At 54.2% G+C, this 21,954-nt stretch carries 20 protein-coding genes; 8 read left to right on the top strand and 12 right to left on the bottom strand.

The features are described from left to right. Positions 1–52: 52 nt before the first annotated feature. Positions 53–499, top strand: a complete 447-nt coding sequence (locus tag F3I15_RS01380) for a YcgN family cysteine cluster protein (RefSeq protein ID WP_039384718.1) — start codon at positions 53–55, stop codon at positions 497–499. An 11-nt stretch (positions 500–510) separates the two neighbouring features. Here the strand turns inward: F3I15_RS01380 and dsbB are convergent, their stop codons facing one another. Beyond that, complete coding sequence (dsbB, locus tag F3I15_RS01375) at positions 511–1,041, bottom strand: disulfide bond formation protein DsbB (RefSeq protein ID WP_150016269.1); 531 nt, start codon at positions 1,039–1,041, stop codon at positions 511–513. Positions 1,042–1,326: 285 nt separating this feature from the next. Between dsbB and fadR the strand changes: the two genes are divergently transcribed. Further along, complete coding sequence (gene fadR, locus F3I15_RS01370; protein WP_108569375.1) at positions 1,327–2,046, top strand: fatty acid metabolism transcriptional regulator FadR; 720 nt, start codon at positions 1,327–1,329, stop codon at positions 2,044–2,046. Positions 2,047–2,080: 34 nt separating this feature from the next. Here fadR and F3I15_RS01365 read toward each other — a convergent pair whose 3' ends face one another. Then, a complete protein-coding gene (locus F3I15_RS01365; protein ID WP_150016268.1) occupies positions 2,081–3,616 on the bottom strand; it encodes a SpoVR family protein in 1,536 nt (511 codons plus the stop codon). Between the two features lie 488 nt (positions 3,617–4,104). On the opposite strand from F3I15_RS01365, the gene F3I15_RS01360 reads away from it, so the two are divergent. Next, positions 4,105–5,406, top strand: a complete 1,302-nt coding sequence (locus F3I15_RS01360) for a D-amino acid dehydrogenase (protein WP_150016267.1) — start codon at positions 4,105–4,107, stop codon at positions 5,404–5,406. A 21-nt stretch (positions 5,407–5,427) separates the two neighbouring features. After that, a complete protein-coding gene (gene dadX / locus F3I15_RS01355; RefSeq protein ID WP_150016266.1) occupies positions 5,428–6,498 on the top strand; it encodes a catabolic alanine racemase DadX in 1,071 nt (356 codons plus the stop codon). Here the strand turns inward: dadX and F3I15_RS01350 are convergent. The 6 genes from F3I15_RS01350 to yeaG all read right to left on the bottom strand — a co-directional run bounded on the left by F3I15_RS01350 (position 6,491) and on the right by yeaG (position 15,213). Next, positions 6,491–7,684 (bottom strand): multidrug effflux MFS transporter, encoded by a 1,194-nt coding sequence (locus F3I15_RS01350; RefSeq protein WP_150016265.1) that lies wholly within the window; start codon positions 7,682–7,684, stop codon positions 6,491–6,493. The genes dadX and F3I15_RS01350 overlap by 8 nt on opposite strands. Positions 7,685–7,805: 121 nt before the next feature. After that, on the bottom strand, positions 7,806–9,272 hold the full coding sequence (gene wbaP, locus F3I15_RS01345; protein ID WP_150016264.1) for an undecaprenyl-phosphate galactose phosphotransferase WbaP: 1,467 nt from the start codon (positions 9,270–9,272) through the stop codon (positions 7,806–7,808). Between the two features lie 375 nt (positions 9,273–9,647). Beyond that, a complete protein-coding gene (locus F3I15_RS01340; protein ID WP_039384706.1) occupies positions 9,648–9,881 on the bottom strand; it encodes a DUF1480 family protein in 234 nt (77 codons plus the stop codon). Between the two features lie 76 nt (positions 9,882–9,957). Then, a complete protein-coding gene (locus F3I15_RS01335) occupies positions 9,958–11,685 on the bottom strand; it encodes a potassium/proton antiporter (RefSeq protein ID WP_150016263.1) in 1,728 nt (575 codons plus the stop codon). Positions 11,686–11,912: 227 nt separating this feature from the next. After that, positions 11,913–13,190 carry a YeaH/YhbH family protein gene (locus F3I15_RS01330; RefSeq protein WP_039384703.1) on the bottom strand — a complete coding sequence of 426 codons (1,278 nt, stop codon included), beginning with the start codon at positions 13,188–13,190 and terminating at the stop codon, positions 11,913–11,915. A gap of 88 nt (positions 13,191–13,278) precedes the next feature. Further along, positions 13,279–15,213, bottom strand: coding sequence for a protein kinase YeaG (yeaG, locus tag F3I15_RS01325; protein WP_065649162.1), 1,935 nt, complete (start codon positions 15,211–15,213; stop codon positions 13,279–13,281). A gap of 412 nt (positions 15,214–15,625) precedes the next feature. On the opposite strand from yeaG, the gene F3I15_RS01320 reads away from it, so the two are divergent. Then, a complete protein-coding gene (locus F3I15_RS01320; protein WP_370513321.1) occupies positions 15,626–16,375 on the top strand; it encodes a MipA/OmpV family protein in 750 nt (249 codons plus the stop codon). A gap of 61 nt (positions 16,376–16,436) precedes the next feature. Beyond that, entirely contained in the window at positions 16,437–17,285 is an 849-nt protein-coding gene (locus tag F3I15_RS01315) for an aldo/keto reductase (RefSeq protein ID WP_190314867.1), read from the top strand. On the opposite strand, the gene F3I15_RS01310 is transcribed toward F3I15_RS01315, so the two are convergent. Both F3I15_RS01310 and gapA read right to left on the bottom strand, forming a co-directional pair. Further along, the gene (locus F3I15_RS01310; protein WP_150016262.1) at positions 17,282–18,166 is read right to left on the bottom strand and encodes a D-hexose-6-phosphate mutarotase; all 885 of its coding nucleotides are present in this window, start codon (positions 18,164–18,166) and stop codon (positions 17,282–17,284) included. The genes F3I15_RS01315 and F3I15_RS01310 overlap by 4 nt on opposite strands. Before the next feature lie 72 nt (positions 18,167–18,238). After that, complete coding sequence (gene gapA / locus F3I15_RS01305) at positions 18,239–19,237, bottom strand: glyceraldehyde-3-phosphate dehydrogenase (protein ID WP_039384694.1); 999 nt, start codon at positions 19,235–19,237, stop codon at positions 18,239–18,241. Between the two features lie 338 nt (positions 19,238–19,575). Here gapA and msrB point away from each other — a divergent pair, with 338 nt between their 5' ends. Further along, on the top strand, positions 19,576–19,986 hold the full coding sequence (msrB, locus tag F3I15_RS01300) for a peptide-methionine (R)-S-oxide reductase MsrB (protein WP_039384692.1): 411 nt from the start codon (positions 19,576–19,578) through the stop codon (positions 19,984–19,986). A 1-nt stretch (position 19,987) separates the two neighbouring features. Continuing rightward, complete coding sequence (locus F3I15_RS01295) at positions 19,988–20,269, top strand: YeaC family protein (protein ID WP_150016261.1); 282 nt, start codon at positions 19,988–19,990, stop codon at positions 20,267–20,269. Between the two features lie 30 nt (positions 20,270–20,299). Here F3I15_RS01295 and pncA read toward each other — a convergent pair whose 3' ends face one another. Together pncA and ansA are read right to left on the bottom strand one after the other, a co-directional pair. Beyond that, positions 20,300–20,908 carry a bifunctional nicotinamidase/pyrazinamidase gene (gene pncA, locus F3I15_RS01290; protein WP_150016260.1) on the bottom strand — a complete coding sequence of 203 codons (609 nt, stop codon included), beginning with the start codon at positions 20,906–20,908 and terminating at the stop codon, positions 20,300–20,302. A 15-nt stretch (positions 20,909–20,923) separates the two neighbouring features. Continuing rightward, entirely contained in the window at positions 20,924–21,937 is a 1,014-nt protein-coding gene (gene ansA / locus F3I15_RS01285; RefSeq protein ID WP_150016259.1) for an asparaginase, read from the bottom strand. Positions 21,938–21,954 lie beyond the last annotated feature (17 nt).

Genomic DNA, 21,954 nt, shown 5'->3' with positions numbered 1-21,954 from the left:
GCATCTTAACCTTTATAAGGTGCGGTTTTGCTGAACAACCCGGACCGCAATGATGAGTGACCAACCTTTCTGGCAGACCAAACGTCTGGAACAAATGGACGACGCTGAGTGGGAATCGCTGTGTGACGGCTGCGGACAGTGCTGTCTGAATAAGCTGCAGGACGCTGATACGGATGAGATCTATTTCACCAATGTTGCCTGCAACCAGCTGAATATTAAAACCTGCCAGTGCCGTAACTACGAACGCCGGTTTGAGTATGAAGAAGATTGTATCAAGCTCACGCGTGAAAACCTCACAACGTTCAACTGGCTGCCGCGCACCTGCGCTTACCGGCTGCTTGGCGAAGGCAAAGCGCTGCCCGCCTGGCATCCGCTGCTGGCGGGATCAAAAAAAGCGATGCATGCCCAGCGGATCTCTGTACGCTACATCGCAGTACGCGAAAGTGAAGTACGCGACTGGGAAGATCACATTATTGATCGTCCCGATCGGAATGGCTGATTCTGCGTCCGTCAGCGGCCAAAAAGGTTGCGCTGACGCGGCCTGAATAGCTGAGCAACAAGCACGACTATCGCCACCAGCAGGTAGGCGGCAAAAATGGCGATCATCCACTGCGGCATGCTCCAGCCGAGGAGCGTCCAGCCGCGCTCAGCGCAGTCGCCGCTGGCAACAAATACCGCAGGCAGCCATTTGTCCAGCGGCAGCCATGCCGGAAAGCGTGCGGCAAAGTCGCAGGTGACAAACGGGTTAGGGTGCAGCTGCAGCATGGTGTGCTCCCAGGATAAGCGCAGGCCCTCAGCGGCGCTGTAGATCCAGGCGGCGAGGCTGGCCCAGCGCAGCGGAGTCTGCGGCGCAATAGCGCCCACCACGCCTGCCGCCATTACGCCAAACAGCGCACACCGCTCATAGATACACATCACGCAGGGTTTAAGCCCCATACCGTGCTGGAAGAACAGCGCCACCAGCTCCAGCGCCAGTGCGGTCAATGCCAGCAGCAGCCAGGCGCCACGCCCGCGCGAGCAGAGATTCAGATATCGCAACATAGTGGATTTCCCTTAGCTATCAGTGCCTGGCAGTGTAAACCAAAAGCCCGACGCTGCCAGCCTGCAATCAGGAATTCAGCGATAAAAATGACGCAGATCGTTTATGTGGCAGGTTGTCTGACCCGCCAGCCGCTTGCCCGGTACGGACCAGGTGAAAGCATTCAGCCCGCATGCTGAAATTTGCGCCAGGCCATGCTTTTAATCCGCCAGCAGACTATTTCCGCTATAGCCCCTCTGGTATGATGAGTGTAATGACGATTAAGAACGCAATGAGAACGTAACGCTATGGTTATCAAGGCGCAGAGCCCTGCAGGATTCGCAGAAGAGTACATAATTGAGAGTATCTGGAACAGTCGTTTTCCCCCCGGGTCGATTCTGCCTGCTGAACGTGAATTGTCTGAACTGATTGGCGTTACCCGCACCACCCTGCGCGAAGTGCTGCAGCGTCTGGCGCGTGATGGCTGGCTCACTATCCAGCACGGCAAGCCGACGCGCGTAAATGATTTCTGGGAAACCTCCGGCCTCAACATCCTTGAGACGCTGGCCCGGCTCGATCACGACAGCGTGCCGCAGCTGATTGATAATCTGCTCTCAGTTCGCAGCAACATCGCCTCTATTTTTATCAGCCGTGCGCTGCGTCACCATCCGGAAAAAGCCCGCGAAGTGCTGGAGAGCGCGCTGCATGAGCAGGATCAGGCGGATGCCTATGCTGAGCTTGATTACCGGGTATTCCGCGGTCTGGCGTTTGCTTCCGGCAATCCGATTTACGGTCTGATCCTCAACGGACTGAAAGGGCTCTATACGCGGGTTGGACGCCACTATTTTTCCAATCCTGAAGCGCGCGAGCTGGCACGCAGCTTTTATCAGCAGCTGGCGGATATGTGTTCGCAGCAGCCGACGCAGGAGCAGGTGGTTGAGTGCGTGCGTATGTATGGACGCCGCAGCGGGGAGATCTGGCACAGTATGCAGAAAAACCTGCCAGACGATCTCGGCAACAAGCGCTAAAGAAAACCGGACTCTTCAGTCCGGTTTTTTATGCTCAGAGTCCGGGCGAACGCGGCGGACAGCGGTCGAGCAGTTCTATACTGCCATCTTCGTTCTGCTGCTCCAGATGAATATCAAATCCCCAGAGCCGGTGAACATGTTTCAGCACATCGCGCCGGCTTTTATCCAGCGGCGCACGCTGCTGAGGAACATAGCGCAGCGTCAGCGATCGATCGCCGCGCAGATCCACGTTATAGACCTGAATATTGGGTTCCAGATTGCTGAGATTATACTGGGCAGAGAGCTGCTGACGGATGGCGCGATAGCCAGCCTCATCATGAATCGCCGCAATTTCCAGATAGTTATTGCGATCGTCATCCATCACGGTGAACAGACGGAAATCGCGCATTACTTTCGGCGACAGGAACTGACTGATAAAGCTCTCATCTTTAAACTCGCGCATCGCAAAATGCAGCGTTTTAAGCCAGTCGGAGCCGGCAATATCGGGGAACCAGTGGCGATCTTCTTCTGTCGGTGACTGACAGATGCGTTTGATATCCTGGAACATAGCAAATCCCAGGGCATAGGGGTTAATACCGTTATACCACTGGCTGTTATAAGGCGGCTGATAGATAACGTTAGTATGACTGTGCAAAAACTCCATCATAAAACGTTCTGATACTTTGCCCTCGTCATAGAGATGATTGAGGATCGTGTAGTGCCAGAAGGTAGCCCAGCCTTCATTCATCACCTGCGTCTGTTTCTGCGGATAGAAATACTGGCTTACTTTACGCACGATACGCAGCACTTCGCGCTGCCACGGCTCCAGTAAGGGAGCATTTTTTTCCATAAAGTAGAGCAGATTCTCCTGCGGTTCAGAGGGATAGCGTGCGGCCTCAACGTGTGACGCCTCTTTCTCTTTACGCGGCAGCGTACGCCATAGCGTGTTTACCTGACTCTGCAGATACTCTTCGCGACTCTTTTGCCGCGCTTTCTCCTCCTGCAGTGAAATTTTCTGCGGGCGCTTATAACGGTCAACGCCGTAGTTCATCAGGGCGTGGCAGGAGTCAACCAGGCGCTCAACCTCTTCGACACCAAAGCGCTCCTCGCAGTCAGCAATATAGTTACGCGCAAACAGCAGATAATCGACGATTGAACTTGCATCCGTCCAGCTGCGGAACAGATAGTTATTTTTAAAGAAAGAGTTGTGTCCATAGCAGGCGTGAGCCATCACCAGCGCCTGCATGGTCATCGTATTCTCTTCCATCAGATAGGCGATGCAGGGATTAGAGTTGATGACGATCTCATAGGCGAGCCCCTGCTGCCCATGCTTATAACGCTGCTCGGTTTCAATAAACTTTTTACCGAATGACCAGTGCGCATAATTGATCGGCATCCCCACGCTGGAGTAGGCATCCATCATCTGTTCGGACGTAATAACTTCAATCTGATGCGGGTAGGTATCAAGCCCGTAGCTTTTCGCCACGCGGTCGATTTCAGCCAGGTAGACATCAAGCAGTTCAAATGTCCAGTCGGGCCCGTCACTGAGTCGTTTACTGCTGCGGGTTGGCTCGTCAAACATTGTCGTCATAGCGCACCTCTGTTTTGCAGGCGGCAGGAAGACCCTGCCACACGGGTGAAGGCTTCGTCCTGAGAAAGAGCGCCCAAAAACTGAGCGAACAGATCAAGGATAGTTCACTGTCTCGCATCCGATAACGGAACTCAAACGATTTCTTTTGGCAGAAAATCATCCGGATAGCGCGATCCAACTATGCTATGAGATATTAATCCGGCTGCAAATAAAAATGCAGAATAATAAACTGAAAAAACAGCGGTCAGGCAGCAGCGGGTGATTCTGCTGAAAAAGGGAAAAAGCCCTGATTTTTTTCTGACAAAGCGCTCAGGTCAGCGCTTCAGATGCGGTAAAACTCTGATCTTTGCTAACAGCAAGGATTTAAGTGTGCAGAATGTTAAAAAAGATGTGAAATAGCCGGGTCAAATCTAAGATAAACAGAGCAGCCTGATTATTCTGACTCAGGTTCTCATACCAGTTAATTATGCTTTTGTCTCGAGGGGCCTATGCGTGTCGTGATTCTGGGGAGTGGGGTAGTGGGAGTGGCAAGTGCCTGGTATCTGGCGCAGGCCGGACATGAGGTCACCGTCATCGATCGACAGCCTGCCCCTGCTTTGGAAACCAGTGCCGGTAACGCCGGTCAGATCTCGCCCGGCTATGCGGCGCCGTGGGCCGCACCTGGCGTGCCGCTGAAAGCGATTAAATGGATGTTTCAGCGCCACGCACCGCTGGCGATGCGGCCCGATGGCAGCCGGTTTCAGCTTGAGTGGATGTGGCAGATGCTGCGTAACTGCGATATGCGTCACTATCAGGAAAACAAAGCCCGCATGGTGCGTATCGCTGAATACAGTCGCGACTGCCTGAAAACGCTGCGTGCAGAAACCGGGATCGCCTATGAAGAGCGGCAGGGCGGAACGCTGCAGCTGTTTCGCACGCAGCAGCAGTTCGACAGCGCCAGTAAAGACATCGCCGTGCTGAAAGAGGCGGGCGTGCCTTACGAGCTGCTGCAGGCTCATGAGCTGCAGCGTGCCGAGCCGGCGCTGGCAGCCACCGCGCACAAGCTGACCGGTGGCCTGCGGCTGCCTAATGATGAAACCGGCGATTGTCAGCTCTTTACCCAACGTCTGGCAGAAATGGCTATGGCAGCAGGCGTCACTTTTCGCTTTAATACGCCGGTCGATCGGTTACTGCGTGAAGGCAACCGCATCTATGGCGTGAAGTGCGGGGATGAGGTGATTAAAGCGGATGCGTACGTCGTGGCATTTGGCTCCTATTCGACCGCGCTGCTGAAAGATATTCTCGCCATCCCGGTTTATCCGCTGAAAGGCTATTCGCTGACTATTCCGGTAAAAGATGCTGACGCTGCGCCACGCTCTACGATCCTGGATGAAACTTATAAAGTGGCCGTGACCCGGTTTGATAACCGTATCCGGGTAGGCGGCATGGCTGAAATTGTTGGTTTTAACACCAAACTGTTGCCGGCACGGCGGGAAACGCTGGAGATGGTGGTGCGCGATCTCTATCCTGAAGGCGGGTTTATCGAACAGGCCTCTTTCTGGACAGGGCTGCGTCCGATGACGCCAGACGGTACGCCAATTGTAGGACGTACCCCGCTGACTAATCTCTATCTCAACACCGGACACGGTACGCTGGGATGGACCATGGCCTGTGGTTCCGGCCAGCTACTGGCTGATATTGTATCGGGTCAGAAACACGCGATTGCCGCAGACGATCTCTCTGTATTGCGCTATCTGCCGGGTTTTGCCTCGCACGCATCGCCTTTACGTCGCGCGGATATCGCACGCTAACACTCACGGAGAGTTAACACTATGTCACGTCCTGTGCGCGCGTCGGTTAACCGACAGGCGCTGCGTCATAATCTGTCTGTGGTGCGCCAGGCAGCGCCGCAGTCACACGTATGGTCAGTGGTCAAAGCTAACGCTTACGGGCACGGTATTGCCCGCGTCTGGCAGGCGCTGGAGAGCACCGACGGTTTTGCGTTACTCAACCTCGAAGAGGCTATTCTGCTGCGCGAGCAGGGATGGAAAAAACCGATTCTGCTGCTGGAAGGGTTTTTCCACGCAGACGATCTGGCGCTGATCGATCGCTACCGGCTGACCACCAGCGTGCACAGCAACTGGCAAATAAAAGCGCTGGCGACCGCGCAGCTCTCGGCTCCCGTGGATGTTTATCTGAAAATGAACAGCGGGATGAACCGGCTCGGTTTTCGCCCTGAGCAGGTGCATAACGCCTGGCAAAAACTGCGTGCGCTGCCGGGAATCGGCGAGATCACGCTGATGGCGCATTTCGCTGATGCCGACAATCCGGAGGGGGTCGCCGGACCACTGCAGCGCATTGAGCAGGCGGCTGAAGGCCTGGAGTGTCCGCGTTCGCTCGCCAACTCTGCCGCCACGCTGTGGCACCCGCTCACGCATTATGACTGGGTGCGCCCTGGCATCGTTCTGTATGGCGCCTCGCCCAGCGGTCGCTGGCAGGATATCGCCGGTACCGGGCTACAGCCGGCTATGACGCTGAGCAGTGAAATTATCGGCGTGCAGCAGCTGACAGCGGGCGACGGCGTCGGCTACGGCTATCGCTACCGGGCCAGCGGAGCGCAGCGGATTGGCATTGTGGCCTGCGGTTATGCGGATGGCTATCCGCGTCATGCTCCTACCGGCACACCTGTATCCGTTGGCGGCGTACGCACCCGCACGCTGGGAACGGTGTCGATGGATATGATGATGATCGATCTCGAACCTTGTCCGCAGGCGGGTATCGGCACCGCCGTTGAGCTGTGGGGTAATGACGTGAAGATAGATGACGTCGCTGCAGCGGCCGGCACGGTCGGGTACGAGCTGATGTGCGCGCTCGCCCCGCGCGTGCCGGTTGAGGTTATTTAAGCGCGGTCACGCTGCCGCGTATCTTACGGCTGCAGCGCCAGGCAATCAGCGCCAGCGCTGCGCCAGTCAGCATCATCAGAGCCAGTGACGATTTTTCCGCGACCGGCAGGGCAACAATCAGCATGCTGCCGCCAGCGCCTCCCGCCATCTGAATAAACCCCTGCAGCGCTGCGGCTACGCCCGCCTGCTGCTGATAGGGTTCCAGCGCATAGCTGGTGGCCGGGCCAACGGTAAAGGCAAGGCCTGCCACCGATACCGCCACCGGGATCATATAGAGCGCCCAGTGCGACTGCCATTCAGCAGGCAGCAGGTGAACGCCCGCCTGCAGCAATATTGCCCCCAGCAGCATCGTAACGAAGCCCATCGCCAGACAAAATGGCCGGCCCGCTTTGCGAATCGTTTTATTCACAAAGGCGCTGACCAGCATGATCCAGAAACCGTTGGCTCCAAAGGCAAACGAGAATTGCAGCGGCGTCAGGCCGCCTTCGGTCATCAGCACATGCGGAGCCAGAGAGACGTAGGTCAGCACCATGCCCAGTGCGCCTGCATTGGCAAACGCAAAAGCGAGAAAGCGCGGCTGGCGCAGAATCGCGCCATATTGCGCCAGCGGCAATCCCTTCACCCGCAGCGTATCCGCCGGCCGGGTTTCCGGTAAAGCCACGATCACCAGCAGGCCAATCGCCAGCGCATAGCTGCACAGGAACCAGAAAGGCGCACGCCAGCCATAGGCTTCCGCCAGAAGGCCGCCCAGCAGCGGTGCCAGAGCCGGAACGATGTTCAGCGCGCCATTCAGAAACCCGTAAGCGCGAGCCGCCTCATCGCCGCTCAGGCGATCGCGCACGCCGCTGAATGCCACCACCGCGCTGCAGCAGACGCCACAGCCCTGAATAATGCGCGCCAGGAAAAATACCGGCCAGAGCGTGGCGGTTGCCGCAACGGCGCTGCCCACGATATAGAGCAGCAGGCCAGCCAGCGCCACGGGCTTGCGGCCAAAGTTGTCCACCAGCGGGCCCGTCACCAGCTGACCTATGCCCATGATCAGCAGGAACAGCGGGATGGTAAGCTGGATCAGGCTGACCGGGGCGTTAAGGCCATCGGCAATCTGCGGCAGAACAGGCAGGTAGAGATCAATACCGAGCGGAGCCAGCAGCACCAGACTCAGCAGAATAAGCGTGAATTTTTGCATGAAGAACCAGAAACGTCCTGTTAAACAGGCGAGAAGGGTAATGAGTCTGCGGGCAAAAAGAAAGCGCTAAAGTGAAAAGGCGATGCCTGCCGCCGGACGGCGGGCATCGCACAGAGAGCGGTCAGTAGGCCCCGTCGCGGCGCAGTACCACGCCGGCGGTTTTAAACAGAATGGCAATATCGGTCCACAGCGCCCAGTTTTTTACATACCAGGAATCAAAATAGACGCGGGTGTCATAATCAATATCATTACGACCGCTTACCTGCCACAAACCGGTCATACCCGGTTTGGCCATCAGGTAGTAGTCAACGTCACCGGCATAGCGCTCCAGTTCAGCTTCGATGACCGGACGCGGTCCCACCAGGCTCATCTCTCCGCGGATCACGTTCCAGAGCTGCGGCAGCTCATCGAGGCTGGTTTTACGCAGGAAGCCGCCGATGCGGGTAATGCGCGGATCGTTTTTCAGCTTAAAGTCACGATCCCATTCTGCCCGCGCCTCTTCGCTGGTGGCCAGCAGCGCCTGCAGGACCTCCTGGGAGTTGGTGACCATAGAGCGAAACTTCAGGCATTTAAACTTTGCGCCATCCTGACCTACGCGCTCATGACCGTAGATAGCGTTACCGCCATCGCGTTTCACCATCCAGCAGAGCAGGCCAAATACCGGAGCGAGAAACAGCAGCAGCAGCGACGCTACCACAATATCAAAGGTGCGCTTCAGGAAGCGTGATGAGCGCTTGGCCAGATTATTGCTGACGCGCAGAATCATCACTTCATGACTAAAGATAAATGACATATCGGTACCGTAAAGCGGTACGCCCCGCAGCGTCGGGATCACTGAGACAGAGCGGCATTTCATTCTGGAAAGAAACTTCAGCCAGTGATCGCGTACCGCCTGCTGTTCATATTCAGTCGCCACGATAAACTGCGTGTTATCACGATCCATGGTCTGCCAGTTGATATCCTTGCGGGTGATAACCGGCACGCCGTTGAGTTTATCCGGGATGTTTTCATCATCCAGGGAGATAAACGCCTGCACGTTATAACCGAGGATCTCTTCACTCTGCAGCGCGGCATAGGCTTCAAGGGCATTTTTGCCTGAGCCGATGATAATGGTCTCTTTCTGCCACTGTCCTGCACGGCTGATCGCCCGTTTTACCATTGCGCGCATCAGCGGCAGCAGCAGCAGCGCCCAGCTCCAGCTGAACACCCAGACCATGCGTGAAAAATCCCATTTTGAAAAGGCAATCAGCGCCAGATCCAGCAGTGAAAAAACAAACAGCGTTTTGACCACTTCTTTCAGCTCAAACCAGAAAGGTTTGCGATAGGTGTAGTGCCGCATCCGGACCCAGAACCAGGCGGTACAGAGTACCGAGAGGCCAAGCTGCGCGATAAACCGGTACTCAATCTGCTGCGGCGGAATAAAGCTGTCCAGCTCTCCCCAAATTCCCTGGACGGTAGCCGCTGATAAAAACAGCGCCAGATTAAGTGCAATAAGATCGGAAAGACTTAATGCGACTTTAGCAATGAGATTTTTGCGCAGGCCGCTCCATGAGCGGGTTGCGTCATTCATTACAATTGTACTTGCCATAACACCTGCTCTCTTTTCTTAAGTAAAAGATGGCCTGACCAGAATCAAGTACGCGCTCAGGATTGGTGGCTGAGAGGCAAAATAACGTTCGCTATCAGCACACTAACCATTAGTTATTTCTCAAGCGCTGCACGGCAAGGGCCGGATAAGACGTGATATAAGTCACGAAAACAGCAGCAACGTTTACGAGTATGCAAGAGGAATCTGACAGAGTTAATATGGAATTACTCTTAAAAGGAAATTATTGACCCGAGGGATTATCAGCTATGTTATTGAATAAACAGAGATGGTGATGAAAAAGAGGACAAAAACAGCGCTTTTTTTCAGCGAATTTTAGGAATCACCGCCATACGCAGGTATGACGGTGTGATGAAATCAGGCAGGGCGATTGAGTACCCAGCGATCCTGCTCTTTGTCATAGTGACCAATTTTCAAATCAACAGGCTCGCCATCAATCCACGCCGGCACGCTGGTCTCATGGTCCCAGCCATCAAGCTGATAGCTCAGTCCCGGGTTAGTCTGACAGGGAATAGAGACGGTATCAGGTTTATCGCCTCCCATCTCCGCATCAACAATCTCATAGCGACCAATTTTGACTACCGTTCCCATTTTTTGCTCCCGTTTGCTGACTGATATGTAAGATCATAGTCGCTGCTGACCGCTTCAGGGGCGCTAAAACCTCAGATTATTCTCGCTCTTCGCTGACGCGCACGCCGACTTTCATGATTTTATTATCCTCTTTTTCTGCGACGGTCCAGGTCAGCTGCTTCCATTCTACCTGGTCGCCTACTACCGGCGTGCTGCCGAGCAGGCTCATCACCAGCTGCCCCAGTGACTGTTGATCGCTGGTTTCATCATCCAGCTCCAGGCCATAAATTTGCGCCACGTCCCGCAGGCGGGCATCGGCGTCGAGAATAAAGTCGCCGAAAAAGCGCTGGTCAAGGGCCACCGGCGGCGTCTGACTGAACATTTTACCCAGCGCCGGTAAATCGCGCTCGCGGCCTATTACGCACAGTACATCGCCCTCTTTTAGCCGGGTAGCGCCGCTGGGATGCATCAGCGTGTTATTACGGAACAGCGCCGCAATGCGCGTTTCACGCGGCATTTTGAGATCGCGCAGCGCCGCACCCACACACCATTTATCGGCATTAAGCTGATAGACAAACTGCTCCCACGGATTTTCCGGATGGATATCAAGCCCGATACGGCTGACAGGCGAGGCGAGCGGCGGAACAACCACTCTGGCGCGTTTCGCTGCGTAACCCAGCGACGTTCCCTGCAGCATCAGTGACACCAGCACGACAAAGAATGCGATATTGAAATAGAGCCTGGCATTCTCCAGTCCCGCCATCATCGGGAACACAGCCAGAATGATCGGCACGGCGCCGCGCAGGCCGACCCAGCTGATAAAAATACGTTCCCGACCGGTGAACCCTTTGAAAGGCAGCAGTCCGACCAGAACCGACAGCGGGCGGGCGACCAGAATCAGCCAGAGCGAGAGGATCATGGCCGGCAGGGCGATGTGCCACAAATCGGATGGCGTCACCAGCAGCCCCAGTACAATAAACATGCCGATCTGGCTGAGCCAGGCCATGCCATCAAACGTTTGCAGAATGCCGTGGCGGTTGCGGATAGGACTGTTGCCCAGTAAAAAGCCACACAGATAGACCGCGAGGATTCCGCTGCCTTCCATCACCGTGGTCAGTGCGAATACGATAATGCCACCGCTGAGCGCCAGCAGCGGATAGAGTCCCTGAGCCAGGCTGATACGGTTAACCAGCTGCTGCAGCGCCCATCCGCCGCCGAGGCCAAAGACGATGCCCAGACCAAACTGCTGTACCAGATGTACCACAAACATCCAGCTCAGACCGCTCTGACCCTGCTGGATCATATCAATCAGCGTGATGGTCAGAAACACGGCCATCGGGTCGTTGCTGCCCGATTCAATCTCCAGCGTGGAGCTGACGCGTTCGTTCAGGCCTTTATCACCCAGCAGAGAAAAAACCGCCGCTGCGTCCGTTGAGCCGATAATGGCGCCAATCAAAAATCCCTGCATCAGGTCGAGTTTAAACAGCCAGGCTGCGATTAAACCGGTCAGGCCGGCGGTGATCATGACGCCGATTGTTGCCAGCGACAGCGCCGGACCGAGCGCGACTTTCAGCGAGCTGGCTTTCGTGCGCATGCCGCCATCCAGCAGAATAACCGCCAGTGCAAGGTTGGAGACCAGATAGGCTACCGGGTAGTTATCGAAGGCGATACCGCCGATGCCATCCACACCGGTCAGCATACCGAGCGCGAGAAAGATCACCAGAATAGGGATGCCAAGACGCGAGGAAAACGAGCTCAGCAAAATGCTTGCAGCGACCAGCACGGAACCAATAATAAAAAGACTGTAAATCATGCTGGTATTCAATAGCATTCTCCTGCAACCGGGCCAAAACTGACAAGCACGAACAATTCGTACAAATAAGTTCAAAAGATAATGCCTTATCAACGGCTTGTCAGCGCTTAATTTCCTGTTTTTTGTTTATGCGAGCTATGATGACATTAAAGAGGAAAATCCTGCAACAGACGGGTCGTTTTGCGGGTAAACAGGTCGTAATCAGATATAAAAAAGCCGGTCAGTGACCGGCTTGCGATTCAGGCCTCGGCAGCCTGCTTGTGGAAAAGCTCCCGGAATACCGGGTAGATATCTTCAGGTTCGCGAATATGCTGGATAGCAAAATTGTCAAACATAGCCTGCAAGTGTTCATATTCGCGCCACAGCGTCTGATGAGCCCGCCGGGTGATCTCGATATAGCTGTAATAGCGTACCACCGGCAAAATATGCTTCGCGAGGATCTCGTGGCATAGCGGCGAATCATCTGCCCAGTTATCGCCGTCTGACGCCTGCGCCGCATAAATATTCCACTGGGACGGGTCATAGCGTTCTTTGACCACCTCATCCATCAGCTTCAGCGCGCTGGAAACAATGGTGCCGCCGGTTTCCTGCGAGTAGAAGAATTCCTGTTCATCCACCTCTTTTGCCTGCGTATGGTGACGGATATACACCACTTCAACGTTTTTGTAGGTACGACTCAGGAACAGGTAAAGCAAAATATAGAACCGTTTGGCCATATCTTTGGTGGCCTGATCCATTGAGCCGGATACATCCATCAGGCAGAACATCACCGCCTGACTGGAGGGTTCAGGACGTTTTTCAAAATTTTTGTAGCGCAGATCGAAGGTGTCAATAAACGGCACCCGTTCGATACGCGCGCGCAGTTCAGCAATCTCATGACGCAGCCGATCCTCTTCAAGCAGCTGCGCAGGCTCGCTGTTTTCTACCTCATGCAGGGCTGCTTCCAGCTCATGCAGCATACGGCGCTTGCCTGCTGTCATGGCCGTACGCCGGGCGAGTGAGTTCTGTAATGAACGTACCACGCTGATGTTGGCCGGAACGCCGTTTGAGGTAAACCCGGCACGATGCGTTTTAAACTCATTAAGCTGGCGATGCTGATTTTTACGCAGGTTTGGCAGCGCCAGGTCTTCGAATAGCAAGTCGAGATACTCATCTTTCGATATCTGAAAGACAAACTCATCCTGCCCCTCACCATCCTGACTGGCGTTGCCCTGACCGCTGCCGCTACCGCCCGCGCCGCCCTGAGGCCGCTCGACACGGTCATTCTGTACAAAGTGATCGTTGCCGGGATGAACACGATGGCGGCTTCCGCCGCGACCCTGATGAAAAACGGGTTCGTTGATGTCATCAATCGGAATCGACACCGACTCACCACTCTCTGTATCGGTTACCGAACGCTTGTTGATGGCCTCGGAAATCGATTGCTTGATTTGCGACTTATAACGGCGCAGAAAGCGCTGCCGGTTGACCGCACTCTTGTTTTTACCGTTGAGACGCCGATCGATAAAATAGGCCATGGTTTCCCCTCAACTGCAGTGTAAGCCAGGCCGGAAAGGGCTCTCCGGCCTGATTAACGGCGCGCCAGGCGCCGGGCTTACGGATCGATTATGACGATTTACGCACGCGGAGATACCACTCGCAGAGCAGACGCACCTGTTTGCGGGTATAGCCTTTCTCCATCATACGGTCGACAAAATCATCATGTTTTTTCTGCTCATCGGTAGACGTTTTGGTATTGAACGAGATAACCGGCAGCAGCTCCTCAGTATTGGAGAACATTTTTTTCTCAATGACCGTGCGCAGTTTCTCATAGCTGGTCCAGTTTGGATTACGGCCGCTATTTTGCGCCCGGGCGCGAAGAACAAAGTTGACGATTTCATTACGGAAATCTTTTGGATTACTGATGCCGGCTGGTTTCTCTATTTTCTCCAGTTCCGCATTAAGCGACTCACGGTCAAACAGTTGCCCGGTATCCGGGTCACGATACTCCTGATCCTGGATCCAGAAGTCGGCATAGGTGACATAGCGGTCAAAGATATTCTGACCATATTCAGAATAGGACTCCAGATAGGCGGTCTGGATCTCTTTACCAATAAACTCCGCATATTTCGGAATTAAATACCCTTTCAGATGCTCCAGATATTTCTCTGCCTGATCCTGCGGAAACTGCTCCCGCTCAATCTGCTGCTCCAGCACGTAAAAGAGATGAACCGGGTTCGCCGCCACTTCAGTGTGATCAAAGTTGAACACGCGCGACAGAATTTTGAAGGCAAAACGGGTTGAGAGGCCATTCATCCCTTCGTCGACGCCCGCATAGTCGTGATACTCCTGCCAGGATTTCGCTTTAGGATCGGTATCTTTCAGGCTTTCGCCGTCATACACCCGCATTTTCGAGTAGATGCTGGAGTTTTCCGGCTCTTTCATCCGCGACAGGATAGTGAAGCGTGCCAGCGTTTCAAGTGTGCCGGGAGCGCAGGGCGCAGTAGTAAGATCGCTGTGGTTAAGCAGTTTTTCGTAAATTTTGATCTCTTCTGAAACGCGCAGGCAGTAAGGCACCTTAACGATATAGACACGGTCGAGGAAAGCTTCATTATTCTTGTTGTTGCGGAAGGTAACCCACTCCGATTCATTGGAGTGCGCCAGAATAATGCCGTTGAAAGGCAGCGCGGAAATGCCTTCTGTACCGTTGTAGTTGCCTTCCTGCGTAGCAGTCAACAGCGGGTGCAGCACCTTAATCGGCGCTTTGAACATCTCTACGAACTCCATGATACCCTGGTTCGCACGGCAGAGTGCACCAGAGTAGCCATAGGCATCCGGATCGTTTTGCGCATGGTTCTCAAGCTTGCGAATATCAACCTTACCTACCAGCGCAGAGATATCCTGGTTGTTTTCATCACCGGGTTCGGTTTTAGCGATAGCCAGCTGTTCCAGGATTGATGGCCACACTTTTACCACTTTAAAGCGGGTGATATCGCCGCCAAACTCATGCAGGCGTTTTGCTGCCCACGGCGACATAATGGTGCCCAGGTAGCGCCGCGGTACGCCATACTCTTTCTCCAGAATATTGGCATCTTCCTGCGGGTTAAACAGGCACAGCGGATGATCGTTAACCGGGCTGCGTTCGCCATCGGCACTCAGTACATAGATAGGCACGCGCTGCATCAGCGCTTTTAAACGTTCAGCGAGAGAGGATTTACCGCCGCCCACCGGACCGAGTAAATAGAGGATCTGTTTCTTCTCCTCCAGCCCCTGCGCCGCATGTTTCAGGTAGGAGACGATCTGTTCAATCGCTTCCTCCATACCGTAAAACTCTTCAAATGCCGGGTAACGGCCAATAACACGATTCGAGAAGATACGGGAAAGGCGTGGCTCCTGAGCGGTATCAACCATAACAGGCTCACCAATAGCCGTTAACAGTCGTTCTGCCGCATTGGCGTATGCACTGCGATCCTGCTTACAGATAGTAAGAAATTCCTGCAGTGTGAACTCTTCGTCCTTGGCAGCTTCATAACGCTGACGATAGTGATCGAATATATTCATAGCGATGCCCGTCCTGTTAGAATTGTTGGGAACAATAAACGTAACCTTACAAACAGTGGTGCCAACCTCTCATTTTTAAGGATATAAATCTCTCTGCTTCTCTATTGTTATGAGCGTGTATCGGATAAAGATCAAGTAGTAAGTGGCGCAGGATTAAACGATTAGCGCACAAAAAACGCGCAAATTTCCGCATATTGTTTTAAGCCACGATCGTTTTGCGAAATATTCGCCTGTGAGGATGGGAGACGGCCTGTAAAGATGCCAACAACTCTGTTCGGCATAAGCTGCGTAAATTTCTGCAAGATGTGAAGAGTGGCAGAATTAGCCAATCCGGTTCACAGCAGATTGCCTCTGTTACAAAATATTCGCTAGACTGCAAAAGCAATTAGTGACTTAACAGGCAAAATATAGAGTGAACACATTTAAATTTTCTGCGTTTATGCTGCTGTCTCCCGCGCTGGCGACCGCATTTGCAGCTCATGCTGACCCGCTGTCGCTGGGCGCCTCTGTTATCTATGCTCAATCGCCTTATCGTGGCGGACAGGATCGCTATCTGCCCGTACCGGTTATCAACTATGAAGGAGAAAACTTCTGGTTTCGCAGCCTGCAGGGCGGCTATTACCTGTGGAAAGACCCGCAGAATCAGCTGTCGCTGACGCTGCTCGGTTCGCCACAGCAGTATGACCCGGATGATAACGATCTGGGCGATATGAAATCTCTGGATAAGCGCCGGATGACGCTGATGGCGGGTGGCACCTATCGTCATGTTGCAGAGTGGGGGATCCTGCGCACGGCATTACTGGGTGATGTGCTGAATAACAGTAATGGCATCATCTGGGATCTGACGTATCTCTACCGCTTTGAGTTTGGCGCATTCAGCCTGACGCCCGGTATCGGAGCCCTGTGGAATAGCGCAAATCAAAACCGTTATTACTACGGCGTCTCTTCGCATGAGAGTGCCCGTAGCGGTATCGCCACCTACCGGCCCGATGACAGCTGGTCGCCCTATGTCGAGCTGAACGCCAGCTACCAGCTTAGCCAAAACTGGAACGCCAGTTTTTCCGGGCGCTACACCCGCTTTGATGATGAGATTAAAGACAGCCCGATGGTTGATAAAAACGGCCAGGTCACGCTCTGGACCGGCCTCAGCTACAGCTTCTGATGCACTATCGCAACGCCTGATATCAGGCGTTGTTTTTTTATAGCCGTACCGCGCAGGAGGGATGATGCAAAATGTCTGGATCAATGGTGCTTCGCTGCCCGCTATCGGGCAGGGAACCTGGTATATGGGGGAAAACCCCGCGCTGCGTGCTCAGGAGATCGCTGCGCTGCAGGCGGGGCTTGCTGCCGAATTGCCGGTGATAGATACAGCCGAAATGTATGCTGACGGTGAAGCTGAGAGAGTGGTAGGTGAAGCGCTGCAGGGGCGGCGCGATAGCGCCTGGCTGGTTTCCAAAGTCTATCCGTGGAACGCCAGTGAAGCTGATATCACCGGAGCGTGTGAGCGCAGCCTGCAGCGACTCAAAACTGACTACCTCGATCTTTATCTGCTGCACTGGCGCGGTAATATCCCGCTGGAGGAGACCCTGCGCGGCATGGAGAAGCTGGTGGCGCAGGGAAAAATACGCAGCTGGGGCGTATCAAATTTTGACAGCGACGATATGGAAGAGCTGTGGGGAGAGGAGGGCGGCTTCTCCTGCGCGACGAATCAGGTGCTGTACCATCTCGCATCCCGCGGCATTGAGCATACGCTGCTGCCGCTCTGCCAGCAGCGCGCCATGCCGGTAATGGCTTATTGCCCGCTGGCCCAGGCGGGGCGGCTGCGTCAGGCGCTGTTTGATAATGCGCAGTTGCTGGCGCTGGCACGGGATAAGCAGATTAGCGTGGCGCAGCTGCTGCTGAGCTGGGCGATCCGGCATGAGGGTATAATAGCGATACCGAAAGCAGGCAGCGTCGCGCACGTTCAGGAAAACGCTGCAGCGCTGAACGTTATGCTCAGCGCCGAAGAGATCGCCTTGCTTGACCAGCTATTTCCTGCCCCGCAGCAGCGCGTGCCGCTGGATGTGGTTTAAGCGGGCTTGGCGCTCCGCACGCGTAAGGTTGTCCCCAGGCGGGCAGGTGTTTCGCCCGCGCTTTTCAGCGGTTTGGTAATGCGCGCTGTCTCGACGCAGACCATGCTCTTGTAGCCATCATTCGGCATATCTCCCATGCTGCAGGAGAGTTCAGGGCCCGGGTTCCAGGTGACAACGTCACTTTGATAGTGATGGTAGACCTCAATCTGCCGGCTGCCGCCGCTGTCTTTAATGACGCTGCACTCGTCAGGCGCGGTATATATACGGTCGATCCGTCCCGGGTAGCGCTGTACGCCGCTGCTGTTTTCGCCCGGTGAGTTATCCGCCACTTTATCGATAAACGTCTTACCCAGCCCGCTTACTGCGGTTTCAGCAATATCCGCCACGCTAAAATAAGCATGCAGCGCGGCTGTCGCGTCGAAATCGCCCCAGGCTTCAAGTTCAATCTCGCACTGGTCGGCCAGTCGGAAACGGGCCAGCAGAGTAAAGTCGTGAGGCCAGAGCTTTTTCGTCTGGCTGTTACTTTCCAGCGTGAAAGTCAGCATGACGGCATCGTCATTTTCATCGTGTGCTGTCAGCGTCCATAGCTGGGTACGGGCAAATCCGTGAGCCGGTTCACCGGCAGGGCCAAACCACGGCCAGCAGATCGGCACGCCGCCGCGAATCGCTTTACCTGCTTTAAACGCGCTTTTATCGCTCAGCCAGAGAACAGGCTGCTGACCGCTGGGCTGCCAGGCGAGCAGATGCGCGCCCTGAAGCGCGATAGCCGCACGAACTTTAGGATGACTGATAACCACGACCGGCAGCTCATCCTGCTGACGCAGCGACAGGTAAGGGGTTATCTGCTCTGTCACAGGCAGTGTAAAAAGCGTATTTGGCATCGTTCAGCCTCTGTTTATCTGGTCGAAAAAAAAGGGCGACCGAAGTCACCCTTATTGATATAGCCTGGTCGCTTATTTAGCTGCAACCAGAGCAATCAGATCGAGAACCTTGTTGGAATAACCGGTTTCGTTATCGTACCAGGAAACCAGTTTCACAAAGTTATCATTCAGCGCGATACCAGCTTTGGCATCGAATACTGAAGTCAGTACTTCGCCGTTGAAGTCAGTAGAAACCACGTCATCTTCAACATAGCCCAGTACATCTTTCATTTCGCCTTCTGAAGCCGCTTTGATAGCTTCACAGATCTCTTTGTAGGTTGCTGCTTTTTCCAGACGAACGGTCAGGTCAACCACAGAGACGTTAGGCGTAGGAACGCGGAAAGCCATACCGGTCAGTTTGCCGTTCAGCTCTGGCAGTACTTTACCAACCGCTTTTGCTGCGCCAGTTGAAGATGGGATGATGTTCTGTGCTGCACCGCGGCCGCCGCGCCAGTCTTTATGTGACGGGCCATCAACGGTTTTCTGGGTAGCAGTAGTAGCGTGAACGGTGGTCATCAGGCCTTCAACGATACCAAATTTATCGTTGATGACTTTTGCCAGCGGAGCCAGGCAGTTGGTGGTGCAGGATGCGTTAGACACGATATCCTGGCCAGCATATTTATCAAAGTTGGCACCGCGTACAAACATTGGGGTGTCATCTTTAGATGGACCGGTCAGAACCACTTTCTTTGCACCGGCAGAGATATGCTTACGTGCGGTTTCGTCAGTCAGGAAGATCCCGGTTGCTTCAGCAACAACGTCAACGCCTGCTTCGTCCCATTTGAGGTTAGCCGGGTCTCTCTCAGCGGTAACACGGATTTTTTTGCCGTTAACAATCAGCGCGCCATCCTGTACTTCTACGGTGCCGTCAAAACGACCATGGGTAGAATCGTACTTCAGCATGTAAGCCATGTAATCGGCGTCGAGCAGGTCGTTAATCGCGACGATTTCGATGTCTGAACGCTGCTGAGCAGCACGGAAAACGATGCGACCGATACGGCCAAAACCGTTGATACCTACTTTGATAGTCATATATTCCACCAGCTATTTGTTAGTGAATAAAAGGTTGGCTGTAAAATTACAAAAACCTTACCAGGCGTCAAGCGGAATCGTGTCAATTGTTGCGACAGGTCAATTCCAACGCCAGGAATAATCTGTATTGCAACCGCTTGCGTGCCGATTTTACAGCGCGTCTATCTTACGCTGATTAGCGTGTGAAAAGGGAAGTTTGTCACAAAGAGTGATCGTCATCACAAAACCACGCTGCAGCGACCAGGGCAGAAAAGTTCGCACAAAAAAAACGTCGGGCAATGTTGTCCGTTTGTTAGAATAGTAGCTGATTTCTACAGAAAGATACTCTGGAAGCAAAAATGGCAAAAGATACCGCATCTGAAGCAAAAATCGGCCAGCTGTCGGAAATGCAGCGCTACGTCACGCAGCATCGGGGTACTGAGCCACCCTTTACCGGCGCGCTGTTACACAACAAACAGGATGGCATTTATCACTGTCTGGTCTGTCAGGCACCGCTGTTTCTGTCAGAAAGCAAATATGATTCGGGCTGCGGCTGGCCAAGTTTCTACCAGCCGGTCAGCGATGAGGCGATACGCTACCTGGAAGATGATTCGCACGGCATGCACCGGGTTGAGATCCGCTGCGGCAGCTGTGACGCGCATCTGGGGCATGTTTTTCCGGATGGTCCGCAGCCAACCGGTGAGCGCTACTGCGTTAACTCCGCCTCGCTGAGCTTTACTGACGAGCAGGGCAAGCAGCAGGAGGGATAGAATGAAGCAGGAACTGAATGCGATGCTGGATGCGATGACGCCTGAGATCTATGCCCGTCTGGCAACCGCAGTTGAAACGGGTAAATGGCCGGATGGGGTGGCATTAACGCAGGAGCAGCGCGAACACTGTCTGCAGCTGGTCATGCTGTGGCAGGCGCGTCACAACGATTCACCTCAGCATATGAGCATTGCCAAAGGGGGAGATATTGTGACGAAGTCTAAAAAGCAGCTGAAAGAAGAGTTCGGCATTGAGCCGGATGTCACGCGCATCAATCTGCACTAAGAAAACAGGCTGGAATAACCAGCCTGTTTTTCAGATTATTTCCGCACCCTGCGCCTGCATTTGCGCCAGTGCTATGTCACTGTCTTCCGGGTTGAGATTCACGCCGCGGCAGCCCTCTTTAACGACCTGAACGTGATATCCGAGCTCCAGCGCATCCAGCACGCTATATTTCACACAGTAGTCAGTCGCAATTCCCAGCATAACCAGATGCGTAATATCGCGTTCGCGCAGCCAGTTATCCAGTTCAGTTTTGCGCCGGTGTCCGTTATCGAAAAAGGCGCTGTAACTGTCGACATCCACGTCTCCACCTTTATGAAATATTGCGTCAATCAGGGAGCGATCGAGGTCGGGATGAAAATCTGCGCCCGGGCTGTTTTCTATACCGTGGTCCGGCCACCAGATTTGCGCCAGCCCGTTAAGCTCACCCAGCGTATAGACCGGCTCGCCGGACACTGAAGCAAAGCTGCCGTGATTTGCCGGATGCCAGTCCTGCAGGGCCACAACACACTCGCCGCGCTGGTGAAACTCACGCGCATAGCGATTCGCTACCGCCACAGTATGATCGCCTTCGCGCACGGCCATCGGACCGCCGGGGCAAAAGTCATTCTGGATATCGATAATTACCAATGCCCGCTTCATATCATTCTGCTCCGTTCAATCTTCTGTCAGTTCGCCACGTAAGTTCTGCTGCATTCTGGCACGAATTTCATCGGGACTAAGGTCCTGACTTAATAAATAGTGCAGTTTTGTTAACGTGGCCTCAACGGTGAGATCAAAACCGCTGATTACGCCAGCATGCTCCAGCGCATTGCCGGTGGCATAGCCGCCCATATTCACTTTGCCGGACATGCACTGCGTCAGGTTAACTACGATAATCCCGCGCTCGCTCGCCTGCTGCAGCTCATGCAGGAACTCCGCATTTTGCGGCGCATTGCCCACGCCATAAGAGCGCAAAATCAGCGCTTTAACCGGCTGGCGCAGGAAATTTCGCACCACGTCTGCAGAGATGCCCGGATAAATGGTAACCACGCCAATAGGCTGCGGTGTGATGGGATGAACCACCAGCTCGCCCGACTGCTGTGGCGCGAGAGACGTATTCAGACGGCGGATATGGATCCCCGCTTCCAGCAGCGGCGACAGATTTGGCGAGGCGAAGGCGTTAAAGCCGTCGGCGTGCGCTTTAGTGGTACGGTTGCCGCGGAACAGGGTGTTATTGAAAAACAGCGCTACTTCATTAATCGGATAGTTAGCCGCCACATAGAGGGAATTAAGCAGATTCTGCTGACCGTCAGAGCGCAGTTCCGCCAGTGGGATCTGCGACCCGGTTACGATCACCGGTTTTGCCAGATTCTCCAGCATAAAGGAGAGAGCTGATGCGGTGAAAGCCATGGTATCGGTTCCATGCAGAATAACAAAACCGTCATAGGCGTCATAATTCTGGCGGATATCATCTGCAATTGACTGCCAGTCCTGCGGCGTCATATCAGAAGAGTCGATGAGCGGGGCATATTCATGAATTGTAAAATCCGGCATCTCCGGCCGGTGAAACTCAGGCATATTGGCCAGCTGCTGCTGAAGGTGGCCTGATACCGGAACATAGCCCTGCGCAGAACGCTGCATCCCGATAGTACCGCCCGTGTAGGCTACATAGATATTTTTCTTTTGCATGAGTGTACTCAGACTTG

Source organism: Pantoea sp. M_9 (genome assembly GCF_008631385.1).
Taxonomy (GTDB): domain Bacteria; phylum Pseudomonadota; class Gammaproteobacteria; order Enterobacterales; family Enterobacteriaceae; genus Pantoea; species Pantoea eucrina.
This window is presented reverse-complemented; position numbering and strand designations above follow the sequence as displayed.

What these genes read in the sequence shown, in the direction of transcription:
- F3I15_RS01380 (WP_039384718.1), top strand. Translation starts at nt 53, where the DNA reads ATGAGTGACCAACCTTTCTGGCAGACCAAACGTCTGGAACAAATGGAC.
- dsbB (WP_150016269.1), bottom strand. Translation starts at nt 1,041, where the DNA reads ATGTTGCGATATCTGAATCTCTGCTCGCGCGGGCGTGGCGCCTGGCTG.
- fadR (WP_108569375.1), top strand. Translation starts at nt 1,327, where the DNA reads ATGGTTATCAAGGCGCAGAGCCCTGCAGGATTCGCAGAAGAGTACATA.
- F3I15_RS01365 (WP_150016268.1), bottom strand. Translation starts at nt 3,616, where the DNA reads ATGACGACAATGTTTGACGAGCCAACCCGCAGCAGTAAACGACTCAGT.
- F3I15_RS01360 (WP_150016267.1), top strand. Translation starts at nt 4,105, where the DNA reads ATGCGTGTCGTGATTCTGGGGAGTGGGGTAGTGGGAGTGGCAAGTGCC.
- dadX (WP_150016266.1), top strand. Translation starts at nt 5,428, where the DNA reads ATGTCACGTCCTGTGCGCGCGTCGGTTAACCGACAGGCGCTGCGTCAT.
- F3I15_RS01350 (WP_150016265.1), bottom strand. Translation starts at nt 7,684, where the DNA reads ATGCAAAAATTCACGCTTATTCTGCTGAGTCTGGTGCTGCTGGCTCCG.
- wbaP (WP_150016264.1), bottom strand. Translation starts at nt 9,272, where the DNA reads ATGGCAAGTACAATTGTAATGAATGACGCAACCCGCTCATGGAGCGGC.
- F3I15_RS01340 (WP_039384706.1), bottom strand. Translation starts at nt 9,881, where the DNA reads ATGGGAACGGTAGTCAAAATTGGTCGCTATGAGATTGTTGATGCGGAG.
- F3I15_RS01330 (WP_039384703.1), bottom strand. Translation starts at nt 13,190, where the DNA reads ATGGCCTATTTTATCGATCGGCGTCTCAACGGTAAAAACAAGAGTGCG.
- yeaG (WP_065649162.1), bottom strand. Translation starts at nt 15,213, where the DNA reads ATGAATATATTCGATCACTATCGTCAGCGTTATGAAGCTGCCAAGGAC.
- F3I15_RS01315 (WP_190314867.1), top strand. Translation starts at nt 16,437, where the DNA reads ATGATGCAAAATGTCTGGATCAATGGTGCTTCGCTGCCCGCTATCGGG.
- F3I15_RS01310 (WP_150016262.1), bottom strand. Translation starts at nt 18,166, where the DNA reads ATGCCAAATACGCTTTTTACACTGCCTGTGACAGAGCAGATAACCCCT.
- gapA (WP_039384694.1), bottom strand. Translation starts at nt 19,237, where the DNA reads ATGACTATCAAAGTAGGTATCAACGGTTTTGGCCGTATCGGTCGCATC.
- msrB (WP_039384692.1), top strand. Translation starts at nt 19,576, where the DNA reads ATGGCAAAAGATACCGCATCTGAAGCAAAAATCGGCCAGCTGTCGGAA.
- F3I15_RS01295 (WP_150016261.1), top strand. Translation starts at nt 19,988, where the DNA reads ATGAAGCAGGAACTGAATGCGATGCTGGATGCGATGACGCCTGAGATC.
- pncA (WP_150016260.1), bottom strand. Translation starts at nt 20,908, where the DNA reads ATGAAGCGGGCATTGGTAATTATCGATATCCAGAATGACTTTTGCCCC.
- ansA (WP_150016259.1), bottom strand. Translation starts at nt 21,937, where the DNA reads ATGCAAAAGAAAAATATCTATGTAGCCTACACGGGCGGTACTATCGGG.